This is a genomic window from Peribacillus sp. SRI_006 (assembly GCF_057586375.1).
This window is the reverse complement of record NZ_JBYCZT010000010.1, coordinates 197,966-219,205: the sequence shown is the minus strand read 5'-3', so window position 1 is coordinate 219,205 and position 21,240 is coordinate 197,966. Positions and strand designations below refer to the sequence as shown.

Here is a 21,240-nt window from a genome sequence, read left to right as displayed (position 1 = left end):
ACAAAAAAGGGGGCGGTATAGTGAAATATGTTTTTTATGTATTAGGAATTTTAATATTAACCCTTGGTATTTCTTTCACTATACAATCAGATCTTGGGACTTCACCTTTTGATGCACTTTTGGTGGGGCTATCCATAAATGCGGGGCTTACTGTGGGAAGTTGGGAAATCATAATAGCTTTGATCTTGATATGTTTTAACTCATTTTTAAAAAGGCAAAGACCAGAAGTTTTGGGGTTGTTAACAGCATTTATAACGGGTATCGGGATTGATATGTGGCTTTTTTTATTGCACAATTTGATAACACCTGAACTATGGTACAGCAAAGTTATTTGTTTTGGAATCGGCTTGGTTGTTATAGGATTAGGAACGGCAACATATTTACACACAAATTTTGCACCGATTCCAGTTGACCGATTAACATTAATCATACAAGAATTAACGAAAACAAATATATTTTTTTCGAGAACAGCCATTTACCTCGCATTCTTGATAATGGCAATGATATCAAATGGACCAATTGGCGTTGGAACCTTATTAACCGTTTGTTTAGGCGGGCTGATACTCAATTACTTTATGCCATTTACTGAAAAAACATTAGACCGTATATTAACAAACCCTAGTACATCACCGAATTATGATAAAGATAAAAAACATTCAATATAGAATGATTTTTATCTTTATTGCTCAACTAACCTGCCCCTAAAAAGACTGCCAGCTATTGCAGCCAGATTTTAAAAGTAACTCACCCGTTAGGGAAAGAACAAGTACTATAAAACTCTCTTATAAAGCAAGATTACGGATCAAAAAATCCAGGTGAAAAGAGCGTAAACTCCAATTAATGCAAAGAGAATTGTTAATATGATTATTGAGAAGCAACCCAAACTAACCAAATTATCTTTCAATCGATCGTCAGGTTGTTCCAGCAGACTCTCTTTCACTTTATTTTGTATAGGCGAGATTACCTGATCCAATTCCAGTTCTATTAAAATTTCACTATCACCTTTAAATTTCAGAGCTCGTGCTATTCTGAAAGGATCGTTTCCCATAGATTTTTCGAACAAAATACACGCTTTTACCATCTCTGATGTCTTATTCTTTTCTAAATACCAGTAACGACCTGCAATTGAAGGGTATTTCAATGCAAAATAGATGTCCCCCAGCTTTCTGCGCAGTTCTAACTCATTAGGATAGGTCGAAATTAAACCGTGTAGCCTATCCCTTGCTTTCCCTAAATCATTTTTTTCAATGTCCTCTTCTATCTTCTTAATCGTTTTAACAGGTATCTTTTCTATATAAACACCTCATATCTTTTCTTTATAGTCTTTATTTCTAGATCGTTCAAAATAGTTCCTTCTCCAACAACCAGCCCCTATAGTTACATAATCCAATCTTCAATTTTTACTCCCATGGATTTTCATACTTATTTCTAATTTTATCGACTTTAGTATATTCGCAAATGGTATCTTTGCCTGATGAATGGACTTTCATCGTATTTTTTTCGATTATAATAGTAAGGTTGTCAGAACCGCCACCATAATCAAATTCGTAATCATTGCTCTCAATATGCTTATATGTTCCGGAAGATTGTTCCCCGCCTTGGGCTCTTGAATTTTGAATTTCAAAATTATTTTCCCCTTTCAAGGTAAAGGATTTTCGACAAACACCCTTTTCTCCACCCGTATTTTTCCATTCTCCTTTCCAAGATGGTGCTTTTTCTTCACCACACGCAGCTAATACTAAAGCAGACATTGCTGAGATCATTAAGGCTTATGTAGAGTTAACACGATCTGTGAAGGACAACAACCCGAATTCAATAAGGAATACGGGCAGAATCATTAAGAACAGAACTATCTATTTTTACGATTCATTGCCGTCACCTTTTTTCATGTTAAAAGTCTTGATACCACGTGATGTAGGAGGCAGCGGCCTTTGATTATTGCCTTCCCTTTTTAAATTATGAGTGGAGCTTATATATTTGGGTCTGTCTTTAAACGCCCATATTGGTCTCCTGAAGAAAGTATCTCCTAGTCCTTCCGGGTTAAGTGGAGCAAGTGGTGACATATAAGGAACTCCGAATGAACGTAGGCTACATAAATGAACTACGACGACAAAAAGGATTAGAATCACACCATATAAACCCATTATGCCTGCGCAAATGATAAATACGAACCGCAGCAAGCGAGCCGAAATTGTAATGGCATAGGAAGGGGTCGCAAAACTTGCAATGGCGGTGATTGATACGATGATGACCATTGCCGGCGATACAATGCCAGCCTCAACGGCAGTCTGCCCAATTACAAGAGCACCAACAATGGACATAGTTGAACCAATCGCTTTGGGCATCCGTATGCTTGCCTCTCGTAAGAGTTCGAATATAACTTCCATCATGAATGTTTCGATAACTGCCGGAAAAGGGACCGTTTCCCGTTGTGCTGCAATAATGACGAGCAACTTTGTCGGAATTATTTCCTGATGAAACGTTGTAGCTGCCACATAAAGAGACGGGGTAATCAGCGATATAAAAAAAATTAAAATACGTAAAAAACGTATAGATGAGGCTATATCAAAGCGAGCAAAGTAGTCCTCGATAGATTGAAAGAACTGAATAAATAACGCAGGCACCAGCAAGACAAAAGGTGTACCGTTTACAAAAATGGCTACTCTTCCCTCAAGGAGATTGCCAGCGACCCTATCAGGTCTTTCTGTATAATCAATAGTGGGGAATGGGGTCATGACCTGGTCTTCTATCAATTGTTCAATATATCCGGATTCAAGAATGCTATCAATATTTATTCCTTTTAAGCGCTTTTTAACCTCCTCGACGATTCCTTCTTTAGCAATTCCATTTATATACATGATAGAAACATCCGTCTTTGTCACCGTCCCAATTTTCATCGGCTCTATCCATAAATCCGGACTTTTAATGACGCGGCGTACCAAGGCTATATTTATTGCATTCGATTCCGTAAATGCTTCTCTTGATCCGCGGACCACTGAATTTGTGCTAGGTTCCTGAACGGAACGCCTTTCCCCCCCTTTTGTACTTGCAACCAATGCCATGTTTATTCCGTCAATAAAAATGATGCTATCCCCTGATAATAATGACAAAAATAACTTTTCCCATTCTGTGATGGTTTCTACACCGCCAAGTGAAACCACATCCTCAGAGATCACCTCCAGCACTTCATGTGGAAGCAGCTTTTCTTTTAGTTGAGGATTTTTCATGATGGATTCAATCAAAAAGTCTGTAACGCTTTGACTGTCTATCAGACCCTGTACATACAAAATGATCACTTTAATCTCAGGATTTTGACTCGTCTTCAACGTTCGGAAAATGATATCTGGGCTATTTCCCGTTTTTTCTTTCACGATATCCACATTGGCCTTTATATAGCTGTCAATATATTGGGGCATTTTACTTTTAGATTGACCTTTTTCGTCCGTTTCTTGCTTATCAGGTTTTTCCCTTTGTCCTTTTTGTTTGAAAAAAGAAACCATAGCACCAACCCTCGTTCTTTCCTTTTTCGTTCTAATTTGTCCAAAAATTGTTCTTTAGGATAATTTAACGAAAGTATAACCACACGTGGTAAATGAAATTTTCATCAATACGATAGCTCCATAAAAATCATTTAGCATTCTTAATATATTTTTTTGATTTTTTGTAGGGGGCAGCTCGCTACGTTTTATTTTTTAATAATATGCTCTTACAATTGATGGTTATACAAGAATCAAACTTATAATAAACTGCGCTTGCTGTACTAAGCTGCAAGAAACTACAGATGGCAGCCGGATCTCCATTAAAAAAATCAGCTTCCTTTACTACGGTTATTTTTTTCCCTGTTGAACTAGCCTGCCCCTTTAGCTGCATACGAAAAAGAGCTGATGACAGCTCCTTTATAATGTAGTAAAGCATCTGTTAGTTCATTAAGAAAAGCATTTCTTATTAAGGAATTGCTGAGACTGTAGACAAATTTGAAGAAATCGAGTTGCCTCCCGTTTTTTTATGGCTTGTACAATTTGCAGCGGATTTCCGCTACAGGCACTCGCTTTCCGCGGGAGTCTCGTACCTTTCTCTCCAATCAACTTGTTATAGCATTTATTTAGAAACCATACCTGATGAGTTGAAGGTGTTAGTTTGGGAACTTCATTTAAAATCAATTAGTACTCTTGAGCCTTTTTGTAAATAATAAGAGTGTTAAACATAAATTTAGGAGGAATTGTATGCAGCAGAATCAACCAACTAAAGGGAAATCGGGTTCCATTATGAAACCGGAATTTGCCGGAACTGATGCACAAAAAGTAAAACAACAAATTCAAAAAGATGTAAGCGAAGGACAAGGTGCAATGACTTCCCGAGAGGCAGGAGCAATGCGCGATTAAAAAAGCGCCCGTCAACAATCGGGCGCAACAACATATTTTTAACCCCGTCCTATAGAACGGGGTTATGCTTGTTTAAGCTTTTAAAAATAAATAACTTTGTGAGAAATTAGGATTTCCCTTCAAAATGCCAGGCAGTGGTCGGTGTATTGTATAATAAATTATAGTCTAACCTTAACCTCAGTACCGTCCTTAGCTCTGACATCAACTAGCACGATCCCTTTATAATTTTTCAGTTCCTTGACGATAGGCTTTAGCATATTTTTGTCTATATGCGGAAAGGTAAAGTCCAGTTTTTTTCTTTCGAAGTGCTCTTTTGTCCATTTGTTTACATTTTGCTGAAGAAATTTTGAAGATAAAATGGAAATAACAATATTTAAAATGGCATATGGAACTGGGATGGTAAACCGAACGTCTTTTGCTTTCACTTTTACATGCATCATAAACAACTCACTAATCAATGATGACTGAAACGGTATCCCCGTTTGCCGATTTAATATCAACAATTTGGCCATCTAATTCGTTTTCGATTGCTTCCACGATAAGGCTTATGTCTACATCTTTAACGTATTTTTCCGATTGAGGAATACTCGCTGCGATGCTGTGTCCAGCCATTAATACTACCTTGACCAGTTTTATAGGCAAGTTGACCGTGACGTTATCATTTTCGGCTGATACAACACGAATTTTTAATGTTTTATCTAAATATTTTGTCGGTTTTTCCAAAAGCTTATTACCTGTCTCTTCTTTCTCTTTTAAGACTTGAATCAGTTCAGATCCCTTATCTGCATCAATTTTCCCTTCTTGAACCATTGTTAACACTCTTGTAATTTCCTCTTTCATGATAAATTCCTCCCTATTCCTCTTTTAAGAGCTTAATGGCTTCTTCTGGTGTGATTTCGCCATTTTCCAACATGGTGACAACCTTTTTCTCGTCTACTTCTTTTTTCTTCTGCACATATCCAAGGGATGAAATGATGTCTGTTAGCTTGCCTCGAACCGTGGGATACGAAATCCCCAGCTCCTTTTCAACTTCTTTGATATTCCCTCTGCATGTTAAAAATACTTCCACAAAATGAAGCTGATCCTTTGATAAGGATGCGAGCTTAGATAATTCAAACTCATTTTCAATCGTAGTGTGGCAATGAGAGCACTGCAACTTTGTAATTTTCAATGTTTTACTGCAGACAGGACACTCTGTGATTACTTTATAAGCCATAATGGAATGCAATTCCTCCCTTTTAGTTGATTCGATTATATAACAATAAATTAAAAATATAAATACATAAATTAAATTATTAAACTAAAAAAATCAATAATATTAATTTGTTATTTAACATTATTGATTTTATATATTCAACCCAAGTATTATATTTACCCTAATGGTTAAATTGAACAAGCGTAACCCCGCCCAAATTTTGAACGGGGTTACGCTTGTTTTCAAATGAGGGCCTTTTTTAAGGTACTAACACAGGTGTTGCAATAAATGGGCAGCACCTCAATATCCTATTCCACCCACTTTTTGTAGAGGGCATCAAATTTACCCTGGAGCTTCATTTCATCCATCCACATTTCCAAGTAGCTTGCATAAATGAAATCACCTCTTGGGATCATATAACCTTTTTCACTGTTTGTGAAAGGCTTGTCGGTTTGAGCCGCATGTAATCTTGAATCAGCTTTTGCATATAGCATTGCTTCTACTGTGTCAGTGATCATAACATCATACGTACCTTCTGCTACAAGATGTGGGATATCAAGGTTGTTTTCTACAACCGTTATGTTAGCATCGCTTAGATACTGACGGACAAATTCTTCGTTTGTTCCGCCTGGATTTACGCCAATGCGCACAGAAGGCTTGTTGATATCGTCAATGGTCAGATACTTGTCTTTATCTTCCTTCCGAATCAAAGGCACCTTACCGAATGAAAGGTAACCTTGGGATACATAAGCGCTTTTTTGTCTGGCAGTGTTGCGGGTCACACCGCCCACAGCGATATCAAATTTGTCCGCTTGCAGGTCTTTCATCATCGTAGGCCATGTGGTAGCGACAAATTTCACCTCTACACCAAGATCTTTGCCAAGCTCTTTGGCAGCGTCCGCGTCAAAGCCTTCATACTCATTCGTTTCCGGGTTCAAATAGGTAAATGGTTTGTAGTCCCCCGTCATTCCTACCCGGATGTATCCACGTTTGATAATTTCATCAAGCTGGGAAGACTCCGCTTTTTTCAAATGCCCTGGTGCATTATTAGCTGCCGGTTCAGCCGAGACGTTCTGCGAGGAGATCAGGTCATGACTGACATACCCAGTCCCTAACAAGGATAAGCTGATCACTCCAGCCATCAGTGTTTTTTTCCAATTGTTAAACATGTGATTTCCCTCCGTTTTTTGCTGTATTTTTAATTAATCCATCAATTAGTAAAAATACAACAAAATAAGAGAATCACCTTCAAAAAAAAACATTTTTCCACAATTAATAGAAAAAGGACTACGCATATTAGTCATATCTAAAATGTGCAGTCCTCATTTAATGGTATCTAGTTATGGACCATAAAAAATCATAAATAGCATGAGAAATATGTTTAATGCTAACAATATCTTACCAAAGAGATTTTTTATAGCTAAAACAGAAAATACAATAGAAATCAAGAATGAGAAAATGGCTATTTGGGGTGTAAAATACACAAAGTCTAAAATGCCTGACATAGAAAAAAACAAAAGAAAAATGCTAATAAATAGAAATATCATTGAAAATATTAATGCTATCGTGATATAAATAAAAATCCTGAGTTTTTTCAAATGTTGTTTCTCATAACTATTATCAACCATTTTTCCCTCCTGATATTAAGTTTGTTTAATCATTAAAATCAACCTTAACCGAATACTATTCTTTAGCTGATCAATAAATTCCTTCTTCCACTAACCTGCCCCGATGGTTCCATAACAAAAGGCTGTCTTAAAGACAGCCCCAGCCTGCAGCTAACACACCCTTCGTTCAACAAAACTCGTTTTTTACCGTGTTTATGCCAACTCCAGTTTACCAATTTGGGGAAATCCATTAGTTCCTTAACGCTTTTCTGACTTTCCTTGCAAAAACTAATGGATCATCAACAGCTTCGATATTAACGTAAACCAAATTCGGTTTATCGAAAAGCCACTCATTGTGTATGGATGAAACTATTATTCCTTGTTTAAGAATGGAAGCAACAAAATTCTCGACTTCTTTTTGCAAGAGTGCTACCCTTCCTAGGCACAATGCCCGTCCAGTATGATTATCTCTGGATTCAAATGAGAAAGAAGAAGTTACTCCAAAACGTTTCCCTAAAATTTTCACTTTGAGTTCATTTCGATTTATGGTTGCCACACATTTGCCACCCGCAAATCCTTCTTGGCCGCCGATAATCTTAGCAAACTTTTGACAAATCAATTCATCATTAGATGCCAATCTATTCATCTCCTCCCTAGTCTTAATAGGATATGAATTAATGAATAAATCTGAAACGGATATATATCTATTTTGAAATAAGAATTATGCTGAATACTCATATCTTATTCAAACTATCCTGTAAGAAAAGGGCCGATCATCACAGCTCACTAATTAACGAACACCCGTTAGTTCTATAAGACTTATCGCAGATTTGACACAGACTGTGAATGGGAGACGGTGCAGTGAGCGATATAGACAAGCGAAACAGATTAAGTGAAGAACCATTTACTTATCGAATAACGCAAAAAGGAACAGTAGTAATCTATTACAAAGGTAAACAAATTAAATTTTTAAAGGATAGGGAGGCTCTGCGTCTTATAGAAAGAATCAATGAAGTTGAAGATAATATAACAAAACTACAGTTATTGTTAGCTAAAATTACGGGTAACTTTAAACGGGGTAACGAGAAGTGTACCACTTCACAAAGTTAAATCGATTTTAATATATATATTAAAACTTTTCCTACTCACCATTTCATTTTATATCATAAAGAGTACCTCCAAGAACAGAAGGTACTCTTTACACACGAATCATCTCATTTAACGCTGTGTTGAACTCCTTGTTATTCCTTTCCACTAAACTCTAAAATATTTAAACCTTCGGATGCTTCTGGTGCTTCAAAAAATTTATTAACATGAATAAAAACCGCTTCCGTGTCAAAAGCTGCTCTTTCGGGTTGTTCGTTACGCCTTTGTGCAATTTGACGTAAGCATTGCTCGTTATTTAGATTAAGGAAAATTAGTTGATGGTTTGCATTGGCCTCTGACGCCATATCCAAAAACCACTTTCGCAGTTTTTGAGTGTTAGCTGGAAAATCCATCACTACATCTGTACCGACACTTAATATGTTTTGGACATGCTTTTTCACCAACGGCTTGAGCTGCGCTGAGTATTTTAGATAGTCCTCAAATGATGCGATCTGATCGGGATAAAGAGATGAAAGCCATTCATCCTCAGACAACAGTACCGCATGTTTATCTATTGCCAATTGTTTTGATTTAGTTGATTTTCCTGCGCCCATTTTTCCACAGAAAAAGTATAGCGTCCCCAATTGTTTCATATTTTTTAACCCCCCGGGCTTATTTTAGTGATTGTTGTCCCACCTTGAAAAATAAGAGAAATTTTTGGTTTAGATTCTTCATTAAAATCTTCCCCCCCTTAAAAATACTACCATAAAAATCCAAACCTTTGTTTATCTAAACAGCCCCTTTAGTTCCATAAATAAAAAAGCTGCCTTAAAGACAGCTCCGATCTTAAGCTAACGTACCCGTTATTTATTTAATTTTTTGAGATTCTAAATTTCGTTTGAGAAAGAAAATAAGCTAATGTAGCAGTTAGCAATGTTACCAGTAATGGAATTGAAGTCTTACCAAACACTACTTCTTGACTTAAATTACCCTCTATCGAAGAAAAATCGGGAGTATAAGAATCAGTAAGAATCAAACCTGATCCTATTTGAAATACCATATATATCATTACGAAACTAATTAAAAACACAAGATACTTTTTCAATATCGTCACCACCCACTACATTATTTTACCATATTTACCATTCCAATTGTCTTTCCCTGATAGTTCTATAAAACCTTTCGCGGAGTTGGCATAAATTGTGCAACAATTTTCAAAGCTAAAAACCATCCTTTAAAAGGATGGCCTGAAAATGGACATTTATTTAAGTTTAAGACATTTTATTCAAACAGCTTATTGTGGGAAAGTAGTCTTATTCTTTATTTCTATAAGCTATTATGGTCGTTTTTAGGGCAGCATAATTTCCAATCGCAGCATAACCATAAAACCAACCCATAAAGATACCTGCTACTAAGTTGTGCCTATGACTAATGAAAATGGAAATCATCAGGCCAAGTGCGAGTGCTATGGAAGGTACAATTTTTTTTGAAACATTAAAGTAAACTTTAATTATTTGAGTTAGGAGCATTATAACAGGTATTGCTATCACGGCGTCCCAAAAGTTTGTATGTATTTCAGGGAAATTCATTTAAGTAAATTCACCTCTTATAGATAGTATGGTCTGATTTTTTAGGATTTAAAACACGCCAAGTATTCCAATTGTCACGGGTCACCAGAATTGTTGCTAAGGGGCCCCAACAACACGTTATGAATAGAATTTGCTACATTAAAAAAATTATTCCAGAAGCGATGCCGTTTGAGGGTAGACACAAACCCGAGAAATACATAACGATTGTGTCACAGTACGAATAAACGGTGTACACAAACAGGTAGTTTTTACTTTAATGCGAACGTATGATAATGCTAAGAATCGTATTTTCAAAAGGCCGCCAATTGGCAGCCTTTTTTGCGAAGAAATGTACCTAATCTAACCTGCCCCGTTAGTTCCATAAAGAAAAAGCTGTCTTAGAGACAGCTCCGAACATCAGCTAACACACCCATTAGCTTAAGTACAATAATTCACAATCTTACTTTTTTAGATAACACTATTACTAAAAGTTCTATTTTGTATAAATATTTTATATATGTAAAAAAGCTTACTCAAAGAGTAAGCTTAACCACTATAAACACTATCACATGTTCCAGGCTTTGGTTCATAAAAACAATGGTCTTTAAATTGACCAGTATGTGGTTGATCATACCATGTTGGAGGGCATGGAGCATATGGATTAAAATACCAAAGAGCATATCTAGCCGGATGCTGTCTCCAGTGCTTCAAATTCTGTTCTGCTAATCTTCTTTCAATACCTCTCGCTCTTTGATAAAATACATTCCCTTTTTGAACAGCTTCAAAAGAATAATTTCCTCCTTGTACTTGATAAATGACTTGTGGAATTGTTCTTAAACCTTTAAAGTCTAAACAATTAGCTACAAGACGATTCACAATTACATTTCCAACAAATAACATTCCTAGTCTTCCTTCACCTTCGGCTTCTGCTCTCATCATCCTTGCCATTAAGTCAACGTCTGAACTTGTGTATTTTGCTCTTGTCATTTTTCCACCTCAAAAATATTGTATGAAAAATAGCCTAGAGTCATGTCATTATTTATGTAATTTAAATGCTTAGTTATAATGACTTACAGCTTTTAGGTAAAATGAAAACTATTGCATTCTTTTTTCCCTTAATTCAACTAACCTGCCCCTTTTGTGCCATAAGAAAAAAAGGCTGCCTTAGCAACCTTTTGTTATACTTTCGACCTTTTATTTGAAAAACCGTTGTTTAAAACTTACTGTTTAATCATTATTACATTTCAAGAAGTAAATCAGCTTTTGATAAATACATATTTTTTGTCCTGCTCCGTTCGGTTCTTGAAACAAGACTTAAAACAACAAATGCAAGTGAAGCAATGACCGATACGGTCCGCTAATTTGTATATTATTTAACCCTTTTTTAATAGTCCTTTGACTGACCTTTCTTTTGTTTGGATAGGGCAGATAGAATGGATTGTTCGCCCACCCCTTGATTTCTCAAAAATTTCTTGGTCAGACTTAACTTAAGAACAATTTTGTAAACGATCATCGCTGAAACGATACTGATGATGGCTCCGACAAGAACATCTGCTGGATAATGGACACCTACCCAAATTCGCGAAATGCCTACAAGAACGGCCAAAATTCCCCATAAAAATCCCCAACCCCTTTTGAACAACCAGAAGGTTATGCAAAATGAAAAAAATATGATCGTATGGTCGCTTGGAAATGAATTATTGACTGCTTTTTCAACTAACTTATTAACGTTGGGCAACTCAGCAAAAGGTTGGTAATTCGAGTGGAATTGCCCTGCTATTTTCGCCAATATTTCCGAGATAACTAATGCAATAAATGCACAGATTACCATGATTCTATTTTTATTACTTCGAGAAAACAAAAACATCAGGACTGCCAATACTAAGAAAAAAATCATGTACTCAGCGATGAATACAAAGAAAGGATTTAAATCCGTGTATTGTTTACCTAGATTATTAATCATTCTAAACAAATTACTATTCATTTCGGACAAAGCCATTGAAAAATTCCTCCTGATTGTATTATCACTTAAACCTTCATTATGCTCCATTATGTAAATAAGATGAACTTCAATCAAACCTATATTTTACATCTTTCAGACAGAAAGTCCATCATCAACGTGACGGTTTAATCCTCCATTTATATTAAACTATCTATTCACACCTTAAACTATCTTGATGGAAATATTTATATAGGCTCCTGTTGAGTGCGGCGAACAGATGGGTAACTGAATTTGAAATGAAGCAAACGGATTGGCAAGAGAAATGGGATCAATTTGTGCCTATGTTTATTATGACGGAAGTTGACATCGTCCTTTTGATATTTATAACAAGGGCTGAAATTACCAGGAGCTATATAGCTCCTTTTTTGTTTTGTAAAAAAAGCCGCCAATTGGCAGCCTTTTATAGAACGAACGCACTTTAAGTACATTCCTTCACAATCTTTGTAAATTGAAGAAAATATCTATCCACTTAAATTAAATTTTAATATCTAACAATTCCTCCTCTGCACTTAACATATTGATAAATTTAATTAAAGACGCAGGTACATACTTATCTTTTCGATAAATGAATACTGTTTTGACTTTTCCGTATAGATCCGGAATTGAATGTTGTCTAATGATTCCGTCTTGTACATGCTTTGTAATCACACTTTGTGGAAGCATACTTATACCTAGACCAGCTGCTACACAACCGATGATTCCATCTATAGTGCCAAATTCCATTAACTTATTGGGTATCATCTTCTCTTGGTATAACCATTGTTCAAACTTTTCACGATAAGCACATCCTGAATGAAATACAAGCACCGTCCTTGTTTGAATTTCTTTGATAGAAGAAGATATTGGAGGATGAACTGTATCTGTAATAAGCATTAGTTCCTCTTCGAATACTTCTTTCTGAATGAGATCAGGATGATTAATAGGGCCAGATACAAATGCTCCATCAAGTTCATTCTGAAGAACTGCTTGAATATTTTGTTCTGTAGAACCTGTTTTTAAAGTTAAATCAACCTCTGGAAAGTCTCTATGATACTTAGAAAATAAGACTGGTAAGCGAACTGCTGCGGTTGTTTCCATTGAACCAATAATTAACGGACCTCTAGGTGTTTGATCATCATTCATCATATTTTTGGTCTCTTCAATAAGATCGAATATTTTTTCTGTATATGTTAGCAACATGCTTCCTTTGTCAGTTAATGCAGTGCCACGATTATGTCTATAAAAAAGAGTTGTTTGAAGATCCGATTCCAACTGCTGTATTTTCATCGTGATATTTGACTGTGCATATTGAAGTTCCCTTGCTGCTTGAGAAATACTCCCCATCTTAGCAACACTCTGGAAAATTTTTAATGTATGCAAATCCAAAATGATCTCTCCTTAGTTGATATACCTTTTAGCCATCGTTAAAAGTGATACCAAATATCATTTTTATGTATTATACCATATAGCAAAGAAAAGATATGCTTATAATATCCTACAATTAACTGGATACTCTAAAGACATCATTACTTTTTGAGGGGAGACACACAAAAATGCCATTATTACGTTTTGACTTAGTAGAAGGAAGAAACGAGGAAACTCTTAAAAAATTATTGGATTCAGCTCATCGTGCGATGGTGGAAGCTTTCCAAGTGCCTGAAAGTGATCGTTATCAAATAGTTCATCAGCACCCACCGCATGAGCTAATAATCGAGGATACTGGACTGGGGTTTAAAAGGAGCAGAGACTTAGTAATTATTAGTATTGTTAGTAAAAAAAGAACTGAAAAACAGAAAGAAACATTATACACACTCCTTGCACTTAAACTTGAATCAGAATGTGGGATTTCTCCACAGGACTTGATGGTTTCTATAACAGAAAACAGCGATGCTGATTGGAGTTTTGGGCAAGGAGAAGCACAGTTTCTAACAGGTTCATTATAACTAACTAAGATATGGTTATAATATACAATTTTTTTGAGGTGCATCTATGAAGAAGCAAACTTATCTTTTTTTAATAGGGGGAATATTTTCTTTAATCATTGCAATGGGGATTGGAAGATTTGCATATACTCCCATTCTTCCACTTATGCAAAAAGACCTTTCTTTATCAAATACAACAGCTGGTTATATAGCATCTAGTAATTACGCAGGATATTTACTTGGAGCAATTTTAGCTGGTGCCATTCCGTTTAAGAAGTATAGAACCAATTTATTAAGAGTAAGTCTTATCATCAGTACCTTAACCACTGCCCTAATGGGTCTCACATTCTCTAATTTACTATGGAATGTACTTCGCTTTCTATCAGGGTTTGCCAGTGCGTTTGTTTTGGTCTTAGCCTCTGGTATCGTGTTAGATAAACTTGCGGCTATAAGAAAAAGCAGTTGGTCGGGGTTGTTTTATGGGGGAGTAGGTTTGGGAATCTTTTTATCCAGTCTAATGATTCCGAGTTTAAACCATTTATTTCGGTGGGAAGGAACTTGGATAGGACTAGCTGTTGTGAGTGGAATCCTTGCTATCTTTGTATGGATCTGGCTCGATGAAACCCCCAACGTTGTTAAGAAGAAAAATAAACAAGATATGATTGTAAAAGTGCCCCCCACTAAATGGCTTATATGGTTGATTATTGCGTATGGTTTAGAAGGATTGGGCTACATTGTTACAGGAACGTTTATCGTATCCATCGCTGAAAAGACCTCATACTTTCATAATGGTGCCACCTTAGTTTGGATGATGGTGGGATTGGCTGCGATTCCATCCTGTCTCATTTGGTCTTTACTAGCTAAGAAATGGGGATATATTAAATCTTTAGTGCTTGCAATGGCTCTGCAATCCTTGGGTATTGCGATGCCAGCCTTTTGGATGTCAAAAACTAGTTTTGTCATTAGTGCCTTATTATTTGGAGCCACGTTTATGGGTATCACCACCCTGGCTACAACATTGGGTCGGGAAATGACTCCATCTGATAGCAGTCGGACTATTGGCATTCTTTCTGCTATTTATGCTTTAGGACAGTTGATAGGACCAACTCTTGCTGGAGTCTTATCATCATTCACACATGATTTTAATGCTGCTTTTATTGGCGCAGCATGTGTTGTCTTCTTTGGGGCAATTTTGCTTTTAAGTGGAATTCATTTCGAGAACAACCCTAACATAAGAAATTCAGCCGTCCAATACAAAAAATAAAAGAGAATTAATTGGGATAAAATACAAAATCGGGGGATTAATTGATGTTAAATAATGAAATGATGAAGCATTTGAAGATTAAGAATCCCATTATACAAGCTCCTATGGCTGGCGGGATCACCACTTCGAATTTAGTAGCCGAGGTATCCAATTCTGGGGGACTTGGAATGATTGGAGCAGGCTATCAGACACCCATACAATCAAGAGAGCAGATTAGAGAAATTAAGCAGTTAACATCAAACCCTTTTGGCATCAATCTTTTCGTGCCAAACGAATTTAACGTAACCCCTGAAGCAGTCCAATCAGCTAACCAGCTATTACACACTATCCGTAAGCAATTAAACTTAGAACAAACAGACAGCTTTGATATTCCTGAATATAACAAAATTTTTGAAAGCTTTATTGAACAAGTTAACGTTGTCATTGAAGAGAATGTATCTATTTGTTCCTTTACATTTGGTATTCCTCCTAAGGAAGTGATGGATAAATTAAAACAGCACAACATTACTCTTATAGGGACAGCTACAACTGTGAGGGAAGCCGTTGAAAATGAAAAAGCAGGAATGGATATGGTTGTTATACAGGGCAGTGAAGCTGGCGGGCACCGCGGGAACTTTATTGATGGTCATCAGGAGAGCCTAGTAGGTTTAATGTCACTTATTCCGCAGGTTGTTGACAATGTAAGCATACCTGTTATTGCTGCTGGAGGAATTATGGATGGAAGAGGATTAATGGCTTCACTCTGCTTAGGAGCACAAGGTATACAAATGGGTACAGCTTTCTTGACTTGTATCGAAAGTGGAGCACATAAGGTACATAAAGAAGCCATTTTGAATGCTGATGAAGACCAGACAACCTTTACTCGTGCCTTTTCTGGTAAATGGGCAAGAGGTATTAAAAACAAATTTATTGAAGATATGCTAGAGCATGAATTGGCTGTACCCGATTTTCCTGTTCAAAACCTTTTAACTCAAGTAATTAGAAAAACGTGCAGTGGACAAAATAATCAGGATTTCATGTCACTCTGGTCTGGACAGAGTCCAAGATTAGCAAAAAGTCAAACCGTTGAAATATTAATTAAAAATATTCTTGCAGAAGCCGAGAATATAAATAAACAATCATTTTCTCCAAAGTGAACTCATATAAGCATAAAAAAAGAAAAACTACATCTTTAAACAATTGAGATTTGTTCGAGAAAATACAATTAGTTGCGTATCCGAAATTAATGACGAGTCATCACTTTTCATTCCTGAAGGATTCACTAATAATATTAAATGAAATCTAGGACATATATTTGTTGTACAAGAAAAGTTCGTTTTTAATAGTATTAATGAAAGAATTACAATACAGAAAGACATTTTCGATTTAATCATTACTGGTACTAAACCAACCAATTGGGGAGAAAAAGTACAACCAATGATTAGCGAACTATACAATCACTGGAGAAACAAGTGTACAGATCGAACAAAAATTGGAATTTCGGTTAAAAGAAGTTATAGAGAAGCCGTTTACTACTTCAACAGGTCTCACATTATTAACAGTTGAAAAATTTCTCAGTTATTGTTTATATCATGAAGGCATGCATTTCGCTACAATAAATTCGTTCAAACGAATTATTCAAAATGAAAGAAAGAATAGGATCCTTTAGTACAAACAAAATGTTCTATTCTTTCAAACAATCATTTAAAAAAACTTTATTATAGCACCGTCACAAATGGTCGGTGCTATATGTGTTAAAAGCGTTTAAATAAATTATCATCAAACACACTGTAAGTCCAGGTAATGTACCCGTTAGTGGAATAGAGCACGAAAAGAGGTGACCAAAGGACATACTCCTTCCCATTATAACGGAACCTCAAATTGTCCCTTACGCTTCTTCTCCAAACTAACGATAAAGGAACGCATCAGCTTCATGGAAAACTGAAAGACCGGGCTTTGAATAAAGGTATATGCAAACGTCATAATAAATACTGGGCCTCCAAGGATGAAACCGATAATCAAGACGATGCTCTCGACTACGATTCTTGCCCAACTGACCGATAATCCGGTTTTTTCCGAAACGGAAAGCATGAAACCATCCCTGGGACCTGCCCCAATTCCCGCAGCCACATATATCCCTCCGCCAATTCCGGTTATGATGATACCCGTCAACAATATGAGTATATTCAACCACCAATGCTCCGTTTCATGAGGAAGAATGTTGAGATGCAAAAAGAAATCCATGATCGGGCCAATTGACAAGGCATTTAGAAATGTACCAATATTAATATACTTCCTATCCACGACAAAGACGATCAACACAAGTACTAAACCACACATGACACTCCACGTTCCAATTGTGAAACCGAACCTCTCGAACAGGGCGACGTTTAAAACCTCCCAAGGATGGAGCCCCAAGGATTGAACATTCACCGCAATCGCATTCCCTAATCCAAAGAAAGTTAATCCAAGAAAAAAAATAAAATACCGTAATAGCCGCAATGACATCTCTTCACCTCTACACCTTTTATATCCATCTACTATAGATGAAGCAGGTTAAATGAACAAGATGATCTATGCAAATCAAAAGTTGTTACCAAATGATTAACAGTGAAGCACATAAAGACGTACCTAAGGATGGTAGGTTATTTCTTATGCAACTATCCTGCCCCGTTAGTTGCATAAAAAAAGCTGTCTTAAAGACAGTTCCGATTTTGAGCTAACGCACCCGTTATTTGAATAAGAAAACAGGCTCGCCAAAACAATCCTATCCTTAATCACCCGTCACTTAACAAGCCTTTGTTCTAACTCATCTTTTTGGCGCAAGTGATGACGAAAATGCATACCAACCAAATCATACCATTCCCTTGCATTTAGCCATCCGAACCCTCCATGCTCGACTTTATAATTTGGGTTTATATTATCGACTTTCGATGCCCATTGGCTTAACCTTAGAATTACTTGATCCATTCTGCTGATAAGATCATCCTTGCTATCTGAATTATTAGGTGGAGTATTTAGTTCATCCGGTAATTTAATTTTAATTGGCGGAAACCCTCCAATCTTATATAAATGCTTACCAAACTCCGTTTTCCCAAGGGGTTGTTCATCATTTAAGGTGAAACATGTATCCATATTATCTAGATACTCATGGGCAACAAGGATTAAATGGTCATACATTTGCCCAATAGACCAAACCGTTTCTTCAGATTTATATCTTAGCTGTTCCAAAGAGTAATTTTGAAGCTCGTTTTTGTAAGTATTAATTAGTTTAAGTTCACTCAATTTAATTCCTCCATTATATTATTTAACTCAAAGTCTAAAACTTTTATATTTTTTGTGTATGTAACTAATTATTCAATTTTCAATTATAAAATACCTACTTCAACTAACCTGTCCCTTTAGTTACATAAGACTTTATTGAGTTGACAAAGATTGAGACATAAAAAAAAGACGGTTTTACCGTCTAATAAATAGCTTTCTTAATAAAAACATATCTAGAATTAATCCTGGAATTTTTAGCCATCTTAATCAAACATAAAGGTTTTTTTTCGATAGCTTATTGAAAAGACTAACCCCATCGCTAACATATTACCAATTAATGAGCTTCCTCCATAACTTATAAAAGGTAATGGTATTCCTGTTATGGGTACTAGGCCTATATTCATCCCGATATTCTCAAAAACATGGAAAAAAATCATGGAAGTAACACCGGTGCATATGTAAGATTCAAAACTATTTTTTACGTCTAGAGCCAACTTCACTATACTCGAAATAAGGAGAAAATAAATTGTTACTAAAATACTAGCTCCAAAGAAACCATATTTAGAAGAAATAACGCTAAATATAAAATCCGTATGTGCTTCTGGAACATATATACCCTTTTCCAGATAACCATATACCCCTCCTGAACCAATGGCTAATAATGCTTTGGTCAGATTATAGCCTTCACCTGATGCATAAGATTCTGGATCGATCCAAGCATAAATTCTTCCTAATTGATAGGTTGCGAAACCCATTGATTGAAGCATTTCAGGGTTAAAAAAGACTAAGTATATAAGAATGCCAGAAATTAAGGAAATGATAATAAAAATAACACTGATAATTTTCCATGATATCCCCGAAATAATAAAAATCCCTGTAAAAATACATATTAATACTAAAGACGTACCTAAATCTGGTTGTAGCATAATTAAAAGTATAGGAAGAGCTGTAGCAACTCCCATCTTAATTAACAGTAACAAATCTGTTTTTAAAGATTTATCTAGATATTTCTCATGATGTTTTTGCACTAAGAAACTTAAACAAATTATTAAAGATATTTTTGTGAATTCAGCTGGTTGCAGTGATCCGATTCCCGGAAGTTGAAACCAGCTTTTGGCTCCATTTATTTCACGAGCTATTGATTCAGGTGCCAATATTAAGGCGATTAATAGAATGATGCTAAATGAGTATATAAACCAATTCAAGCGAAAGATCTGTTCAGAATCTAAATACATAATTCCAGCAATTATCCCGATCCCCACGATATACCAGGTTATTTGTCTAAATAAAAAATTCCCTTCATATTGACCAAAATCTTGAGCATTTAATATAGCTATACAACTTGTTATAAATAGTAAAAGTAAAAGTGTAATCAGGTTGTAATCCAACTTTGAATTTTTCATTTTTTCCCCTTGTAAACATTATCTTATAACTCAACTTAATTTTACTGAAAATGTAATTTTTTCAACTAAAAGCATGGAGGATAACCAATTAAAATAAGGCTTAAAATGTTATCTTTTTTTGTTATACGATTTTATTTTTTAAGTATTATTTCCATATTTACATATTATTTCATTAAAAGTAATTAAAAGTATACAAATAATTCATTGGCAACCTCCCTTATTGAAGTAAAGCACTTGTTAGTTCTATAAGCATTAGAAACCCGTAAAGCCACCAAATACATTATTTGTTAAAAAAGTTGTAATCTTGGTCATCCAATCAAAAAATAAGACAATCCCCATAATAATTGTTATATAGCCACCAAATTGAGTAATTTTGTGGTTATATTTTTTTATCCATCCTGATTTCCCTATAAAAAATGACATTGTTAAGAAAGGTATGGAAAACCCAAGAATATAAGCAATCATATATAATAAACCTTGTCCAGTCGATAAACCAAGGGTTACGATGGCACCTAATATGGGACCAATGCAAGGAGTCCAACCAGCAGCATATCCTATCCCAATTAAAATAGAACCTATATAACCAGATGGGCGATTTTTAAAATTTATTTTTCTGTCCATCATCAAGAATTTAGGTTGAAAAACCCCAACAATCATTAAACCAAAAATAATTATCAAAATTGCCCCTACTTGTCTAATTAAATCAATATATTCATAAAATAGATCGTAAATAACAGAAGTGGATAACCCTAATATTACAAAGATAATAGAAAAACCGATCAAAAAAAATAAGGTATGAAGCATTGGTTTGCGGTTTAATTTTTTATTATCTTCTTTTAATTCACTTATCGATAATCCTGTAATATAAGATAAAAACGCCGGGTATAAGGGTAAACAGCAAGGAGATATAAAAGATAGTATCCCTGCACCAAAAGATAAAAGAATATTTAAGTCTCCCAATCTCATTTCCTCCAATTTCCGCTTTACTTGTATAACTTTACCATATATACGTATACCCTTGTTGAACTATTCTGCCTTTAGCTCCATAAGAAAAAGAGCTGCCGAAGCAACTCCTTATGAATTAAAGCACCCGTGTGTTCATGAAGGAAATCCAGGTGTGTCTCAATCATTATAATAAATATTCAGCCAAGATTTTCGGATAACTTCTTAATTATTTGTTTAGAATCAGATGCAAATTCCAAAGATGCATCATAATACATTTTTCCGTCTATAATCAGGGAGAAATCACCAATCTCGATTTTTAGCAGAGTACTATCGCCTTTTTCTTTTAATTGATAATTTTATATGCGACATCACCTTCATTCGGCTTTACTTCCCAATTTGAAACGTTCAAAGCGATTTTTAATTCTTTCTGTACAACTGCTCTAATGATTTTAGTGACCCACCATTAGGAAGCTCCCAAATCACCTTACTTCCCTCGGTCATATCTTCATTAGGATAATTTTCTGGTAGTTCATCCCATTCTGCAACGTACTTGGGTTTAGTAAGCACTTCCCAGACTTTCTGAGAATTTGCTTCAATGAGTATCTCATCCCTTACAATTAGCTGTTCGGTCATCTAGTAGAACT

General features: G+C 35.6%; 26 protein-coding genes. 7 read left to right on the top strand and 19 right to left on the bottom strand.

Features of this window, described 5'->3' with window-relative positions:
- Window positions 1-20 precede the first annotated feature (20 nt).
- A complete protein-coding gene (locus AC2YHV_RS16480) occupies window positions 21-665 on the top strand; it encodes a YczE/YyaS/YitT family protein (protein ID WP_487373631.1) in 645 nt (214 codons plus the stop codon).
- A 137-nt stretch (window positions 666-802) separates the two neighbouring features.
- Here the strand turns inward: AC2YHV_RS16480 and AC2YHV_RS16475 are convergent, their stop codons facing one another.
- From AC2YHV_RS16475 to AC2YHV_RS16465, 3 genes are all read right to left on the bottom strand, one after another.
- Complete coding sequence (locus AC2YHV_RS16475) at window positions 803-1,294, bottom strand: DUF6584 family protein (RefSeq protein WP_487373653.1); 492 nt, start codon at window positions 1,292-1,294, stop codon at window positions 803-805.
- Window positions 1,295-1,400: 106 nt separating this feature from the next.
- A complete protein-coding gene (locus AC2YHV_RS16470) occupies window positions 1,401-1,751 on the bottom strand; it encodes a hypothetical protein (protein ID WP_487373630.1) in 351 nt (116 codons plus the stop codon).
- A gap of 108 nt (window positions 1,752-1,859) precedes the next feature.
- The gene (locus AC2YHV_RS16465) at window positions 1,860-3,500 is read right to left on the bottom strand and encodes a spore germination protein (protein WP_487373629.1); all 1,641 of its coding nucleotides are present in this window, start codon (window positions 3,498-3,500) and stop codon (window positions 1,860-1,862) included.
- A 723-nt stretch (window positions 3,501-4,223) separates the two neighbouring features.
- On the opposite strand from AC2YHV_RS16465, the gene AC2YHV_RS16460 reads away from it, so the two are divergent.
- On the top strand, window positions 4,224-4,382 hold the full coding sequence (locus AC2YHV_RS16460) for a hypothetical protein (RefSeq protein WP_487373628.1): 159 nt from the start codon (window positions 4,224-4,226) through the stop codon (window positions 4,380-4,382).
- A gap of 158 nt (window positions 4,383-4,540) precedes the next feature.
- Here the strand turns inward: AC2YHV_RS16460 and AC2YHV_RS16455 are convergent, their stop codons facing one another.
- The 4 genes from AC2YHV_RS16455 to AC2YHV_RS16440 form a co-directional block, all read right to left on the bottom strand.
- Complete coding sequence (locus AC2YHV_RS16455; RefSeq protein ID WP_054399329.1) at window positions 4,541-4,822, bottom strand: hypothetical protein; 282 nt, start codon at window positions 4,820-4,822, stop codon at window positions 4,541-4,543.
- Between the two features lie 10 nt (window positions 4,823-4,832).
- Window positions 4,833-5,222, bottom strand: coding sequence for an SHOCT-like domain-containing protein (locus tag AC2YHV_RS16450; protein WP_191929512.1), 390 nt, complete (start codon window positions 5,220-5,222; stop codon window positions 4,833-4,835).
- A gap of 13 nt (window positions 5,223-5,235) precedes the next feature.
- Window positions 5,236-5,598 carry a DUF2089 domain-containing protein gene (locus AC2YHV_RS16445; protein ID WP_095679936.1) on the bottom strand — a complete coding sequence of 121 codons (363 nt, stop codon included), beginning with the start codon at window positions 5,596-5,598 and terminating at the stop codon, window positions 5,236-5,238.
- 287 nt (window positions 5,599-5,885) lie between these two features.
- A complete protein-coding gene (locus AC2YHV_RS16440) occupies window positions 5,886-6,746 on the bottom strand; it encodes a transporter substrate-binding domain-containing protein (protein WP_098865723.1) in 861 nt (286 codons plus the stop codon).
- Between the two features lie 208 nt (window positions 6,747-6,954).
- On the opposite strand from AC2YHV_RS16440, the gene AC2YHV_RS16435 reads away from it, so the two are divergent.
- The gene (locus AC2YHV_RS16435) at window positions 6,955-7,152 is read left to right on the top strand and encodes a hypothetical protein (RefSeq protein WP_152607940.1); all 198 of its coding nucleotides are present in this window, start codon (window positions 6,955-6,957) and stop codon (window positions 7,150-7,152) included.
- A gap of 282 nt (window positions 7,153-7,434) precedes the next feature.
- Here AC2YHV_RS16435 and AC2YHV_RS16430 read toward each other — a convergent pair whose 3' ends face one another.
- Window positions 7,435-7,821, bottom strand: a complete 387-nt coding sequence (locus AC2YHV_RS16430; protein WP_057279068.1) for a DUF1259 domain-containing protein — start codon at window positions 7,819-7,821, stop codon at window positions 7,435-7,437.
- Window positions 7,822-8,045: 224 nt separating this feature from the next.
- Here AC2YHV_RS16430 and AC2YHV_RS16425 point away from each other — a divergent pair, with 224 nt between their 5' ends.
- Window positions 8,046-8,294: a hypothetical protein gene (locus tag AC2YHV_RS16425; RefSeq protein ID WP_487373627.1), complete on the top strand. Its 249-nt coding sequence runs from the start codon at window positions 8,046-8,048 to the stop codon at window positions 8,292-8,294.
- Between the two features lie 131 nt (window positions 8,295-8,425).
- On the opposite strand, the gene AC2YHV_RS16420 is transcribed toward AC2YHV_RS16425, so the two are convergent.
- From AC2YHV_RS16420 to AC2YHV_RS16395, 6 genes are all read right to left on the bottom strand, one after another.
- The gene (locus AC2YHV_RS16420) at window positions 8,426-8,923 is read right to left on the bottom strand and encodes a P-loop nucleotide/nucleoside kinase family protein (RefSeq protein WP_487373626.1); all 498 of its coding nucleotides are present in this window, start codon (window positions 8,921-8,923) and stop codon (window positions 8,426-8,428) included.
- A 218-nt stretch (window positions 8,924-9,141) separates the two neighbouring features.
- Window positions 9,142-9,375 (bottom strand): hypothetical protein, encoded by a 234-nt coding sequence (locus AC2YHV_RS16415; RefSeq protein ID WP_487373625.1) that lies wholly within the window; start codon window positions 9,373-9,375, stop codon window positions 9,142-9,144.
- Between the two features lie 208 nt (window positions 9,376-9,583).
- Complete coding sequence (locus tag AC2YHV_RS16410; RefSeq protein ID WP_268564883.1) at window positions 9,584-9,859, bottom strand: hypothetical protein; 276 nt, start codon at window positions 9,857-9,859, stop codon at window positions 9,584-9,586.
- A gap of 525 nt (window positions 9,860-10,384) precedes the next feature.
- A complete protein-coding gene (locus AC2YHV_RS16405) occupies window positions 10,385-10,825 on the bottom strand; it encodes a cell wall hydrolase (protein ID WP_057279073.1) in 441 nt (146 codons plus the stop codon).
- A 397-nt stretch (window positions 10,826-11,222) separates the two neighbouring features.
- Window positions 11,223-11,837, bottom strand: a complete 615-nt coding sequence (locus tag AC2YHV_RS16400; protein ID WP_034310895.1) for an undecaprenyl-diphosphatase — start codon at window positions 11,835-11,837, stop codon at window positions 11,223-11,225.
- A gap of 477 nt (window positions 11,838-12,314) precedes the next feature.
- Window positions 12,315-13,205, bottom strand: coding sequence for a LysR family transcriptional regulator (locus AC2YHV_RS16395; protein WP_487373624.1), 891 nt, complete (start codon window positions 13,203-13,205; stop codon window positions 12,315-12,317).
- A 167-nt stretch (window positions 13,206-13,372) separates the two neighbouring features.
- Here AC2YHV_RS16395 and AC2YHV_RS16390 point away from each other — a divergent pair, with 167 nt between their 5' ends.
- From AC2YHV_RS16390 to AC2YHV_RS16380, 3 genes are read left to right on the top strand one after another with little or no spacing between them, the layout of a single operon-like run.
- Window positions 13,373-13,762 (top strand): tautomerase family protein, encoded by a 390-nt coding sequence (locus tag AC2YHV_RS16390; protein WP_034304408.1) that lies wholly within the window; start codon window positions 13,373-13,375, stop codon window positions 13,760-13,762.
- A 46-nt stretch (window positions 13,763-13,808) separates the two neighbouring features.
- A complete protein-coding gene (locus AC2YHV_RS16385) occupies window positions 13,809-15,005 on the top strand; it encodes a YbfB/YjiJ family MFS transporter (protein ID WP_487373623.1) in 1,197 nt (398 codons plus the stop codon).
- A gap of 44 nt (window positions 15,006-15,049) precedes the next feature.
- A complete protein-coding gene (locus AC2YHV_RS16380; RefSeq protein ID WP_328119221.1) occupies window positions 15,050-16,141 on the top strand; it encodes an NAD(P)H-dependent flavin oxidoreductase in 1,092 nt (363 codons plus the stop codon).
- A gap of 706 nt (window positions 16,142-16,847) precedes the next feature.
- On the opposite strand, the gene AC2YHV_RS16375 is transcribed toward AC2YHV_RS16380, so the two are convergent.
- The 5 genes from AC2YHV_RS16375 to AC2YHV_RS16355 all read right to left on the bottom strand — a co-directional run bounded on the left by AC2YHV_RS16375 (window position 16,848) and on the right by AC2YHV_RS16355 (window position 21,229).
- Complete coding sequence (locus tag AC2YHV_RS16375) at window positions 16,848-17,492, bottom strand: YczE/YyaS/YitT family protein (RefSeq protein WP_268938310.1); 645 nt, start codon at window positions 17,490-17,492, stop codon at window positions 16,848-16,850.
- A 276-nt stretch (window positions 17,493-17,768) separates the two neighbouring features.
- Complete coding sequence (locus AC2YHV_RS16370; RefSeq protein ID WP_096341167.1) at window positions 17,769-18,269, bottom strand: DinB family protein; 501 nt, start codon at window positions 18,267-18,269, stop codon at window positions 17,769-17,771.
- Between the two features lie 242 nt (window positions 18,270-18,511).
- Window positions 18,512-19,651 carry an FtsW/RodA/SpoVE family cell cycle protein gene (locus AC2YHV_RS16365; RefSeq protein ID WP_487373622.1) on the bottom strand — a complete coding sequence of 380 codons (1,140 nt, stop codon included), beginning with the start codon at window positions 19,649-19,651 and terminating at the stop codon, window positions 18,512-18,514.
- Between the two features lie 252 nt (window positions 19,652-19,903).
- Window positions 19,904-20,611: a cytochrome c biogenesis CcdA family protein gene (locus AC2YHV_RS16360; protein WP_057279194.1), complete on the bottom strand. Its 708-nt coding sequence runs from the start codon at window positions 20,609-20,611 to the stop codon at window positions 19,904-19,906.
- Window positions 20,612-21,013: 402 nt separating this feature from the next.
- On the bottom strand, window positions 21,014-21,229 hold the full coding sequence (locus AC2YHV_RS16355; protein ID WP_487373621.1) for a hypothetical protein: 216 nt from the start codon (window positions 21,227-21,229) through the stop codon (window positions 21,014-21,016).
- Window positions 21,230-21,240 lie beyond the last annotated feature (11 nt).

What these genes read in the sequence shown, in the direction of transcription:
- AC2YHV_RS16385 (WP_487373623.1), top strand. Translation starts at nt 13,809, where the DNA reads ATGAAGAAGCAAACTTATCTTTTTTTAATAGGGGGAATATTTTCTTTA.
- AC2YHV_RS16420 (WP_487373626.1), bottom strand. Translation starts at nt 8,923, where the DNA reads ATGAAACAATTGGGGACGCTATACTTTTTCTGTGGAAAAATGGGCGCA.
- AC2YHV_RS16410 (WP_268564883.1), bottom strand. Translation starts at nt 9,859, where the DNA reads ATGAATTTCCCTGAAATACATACAAACTTTTGGGACGCCGTGATAGCA.
- AC2YHV_RS16465 (WP_487373629.1), bottom strand. Translation starts at nt 3,500, where the DNA reads ATGGTTTCTTTTTTCAAACAAAAAGGACAAAGGGAAAAACCTGATAAG.
- AC2YHV_RS16460 (WP_487373628.1), top strand. Translation starts at nt 4,224, where the DNA reads ATGCAGCAGAATCAACCAACTAAAGGGAAATCGGGTTCCATTATGAAA.
- AC2YHV_RS16380 (WP_328119221.1), top strand. Translation starts at nt 15,050, where the DNA reads ATGTTAAATAATGAAATGATGAAGCATTTGAAGATTAAGAATCCCATT.
- AC2YHV_RS16375 (WP_268938310.1), bottom strand. Translation starts at nt 17,492, where the DNA reads ATGTCATTGCGGCTATTACGGTATTTTATTTTTTTTCTTGGATTAACT.
- AC2YHV_RS16390 (WP_034304408.1), top strand. Translation starts at nt 13,373, where the DNA reads ATGCCATTATTACGTTTTGACTTAGTAGAAGGAAGAAACGAGGAAACT.
- AC2YHV_RS16450 (WP_191929512.1), bottom strand. Translation starts at nt 5,222, where the DNA reads ATGAAAGAGGAAATTACAAGAGTGTTAACAATGGTTCAAGAAGGGAAA.
- AC2YHV_RS16455 (WP_054399329.1), bottom strand. Translation starts at nt 4,822, where the DNA reads ATGATGCATGTAAAAGTGAAAGCAAAAGACGTTCGGTTTACCATCCCA.
- AC2YHV_RS16445 (WP_095679936.1), bottom strand. Translation starts at nt 5,598, where the DNA reads ATGGCTTATAAAGTAATCACAGAGTGTCCTGTCTGCAGTAAAACATTG.
- AC2YHV_RS16365 (WP_487373622.1), bottom strand. Translation starts at nt 19,651, where the DNA reads ATGAAAAATTCAAAGTTGGATTACAACCTGATTACACTTTTACTTTTA.
- AC2YHV_RS16440 (WP_098865723.1), bottom strand. Translation starts at nt 6,746, where the DNA reads ATGTTTAACAATTGGAAAAAAACACTGATGGCTGGAGTGATCAGCTTA.
- AC2YHV_RS16400 (WP_034310895.1), bottom strand. Translation starts at nt 11,837, where the DNA reads ATGGCTTTGTCCGAAATGAATAGTAATTTGTTTAGAATGATTAATAAT.
- AC2YHV_RS16470 (WP_487373630.1), bottom strand. Translation starts at nt 1,751, where the DNA reads ATGTCTGCTTTAGTATTAGCTGCGTGTGGTGAAGAAAAAGCACCATCT.
- AC2YHV_RS16435 (WP_152607940.1), top strand. Translation starts at nt 6,955, where the DNA reads ATGTTTAATGCTAACAATATCTTACCAAAGAGATTTTTTATAGCTAAA.
- AC2YHV_RS16405 (WP_057279073.1), bottom strand. Translation starts at nt 10,825, where the DNA reads ATGACAAGAGCAAAATACACAAGTTCAGACGTTGACTTAATGGCAAGG.
- AC2YHV_RS16355 (WP_487373621.1), bottom strand. Translation starts at nt 21,229, where the DNA reads ATGACCGAACAGCTAATTGTAAGGGATGAGATACTCATTGAAGCAAAT.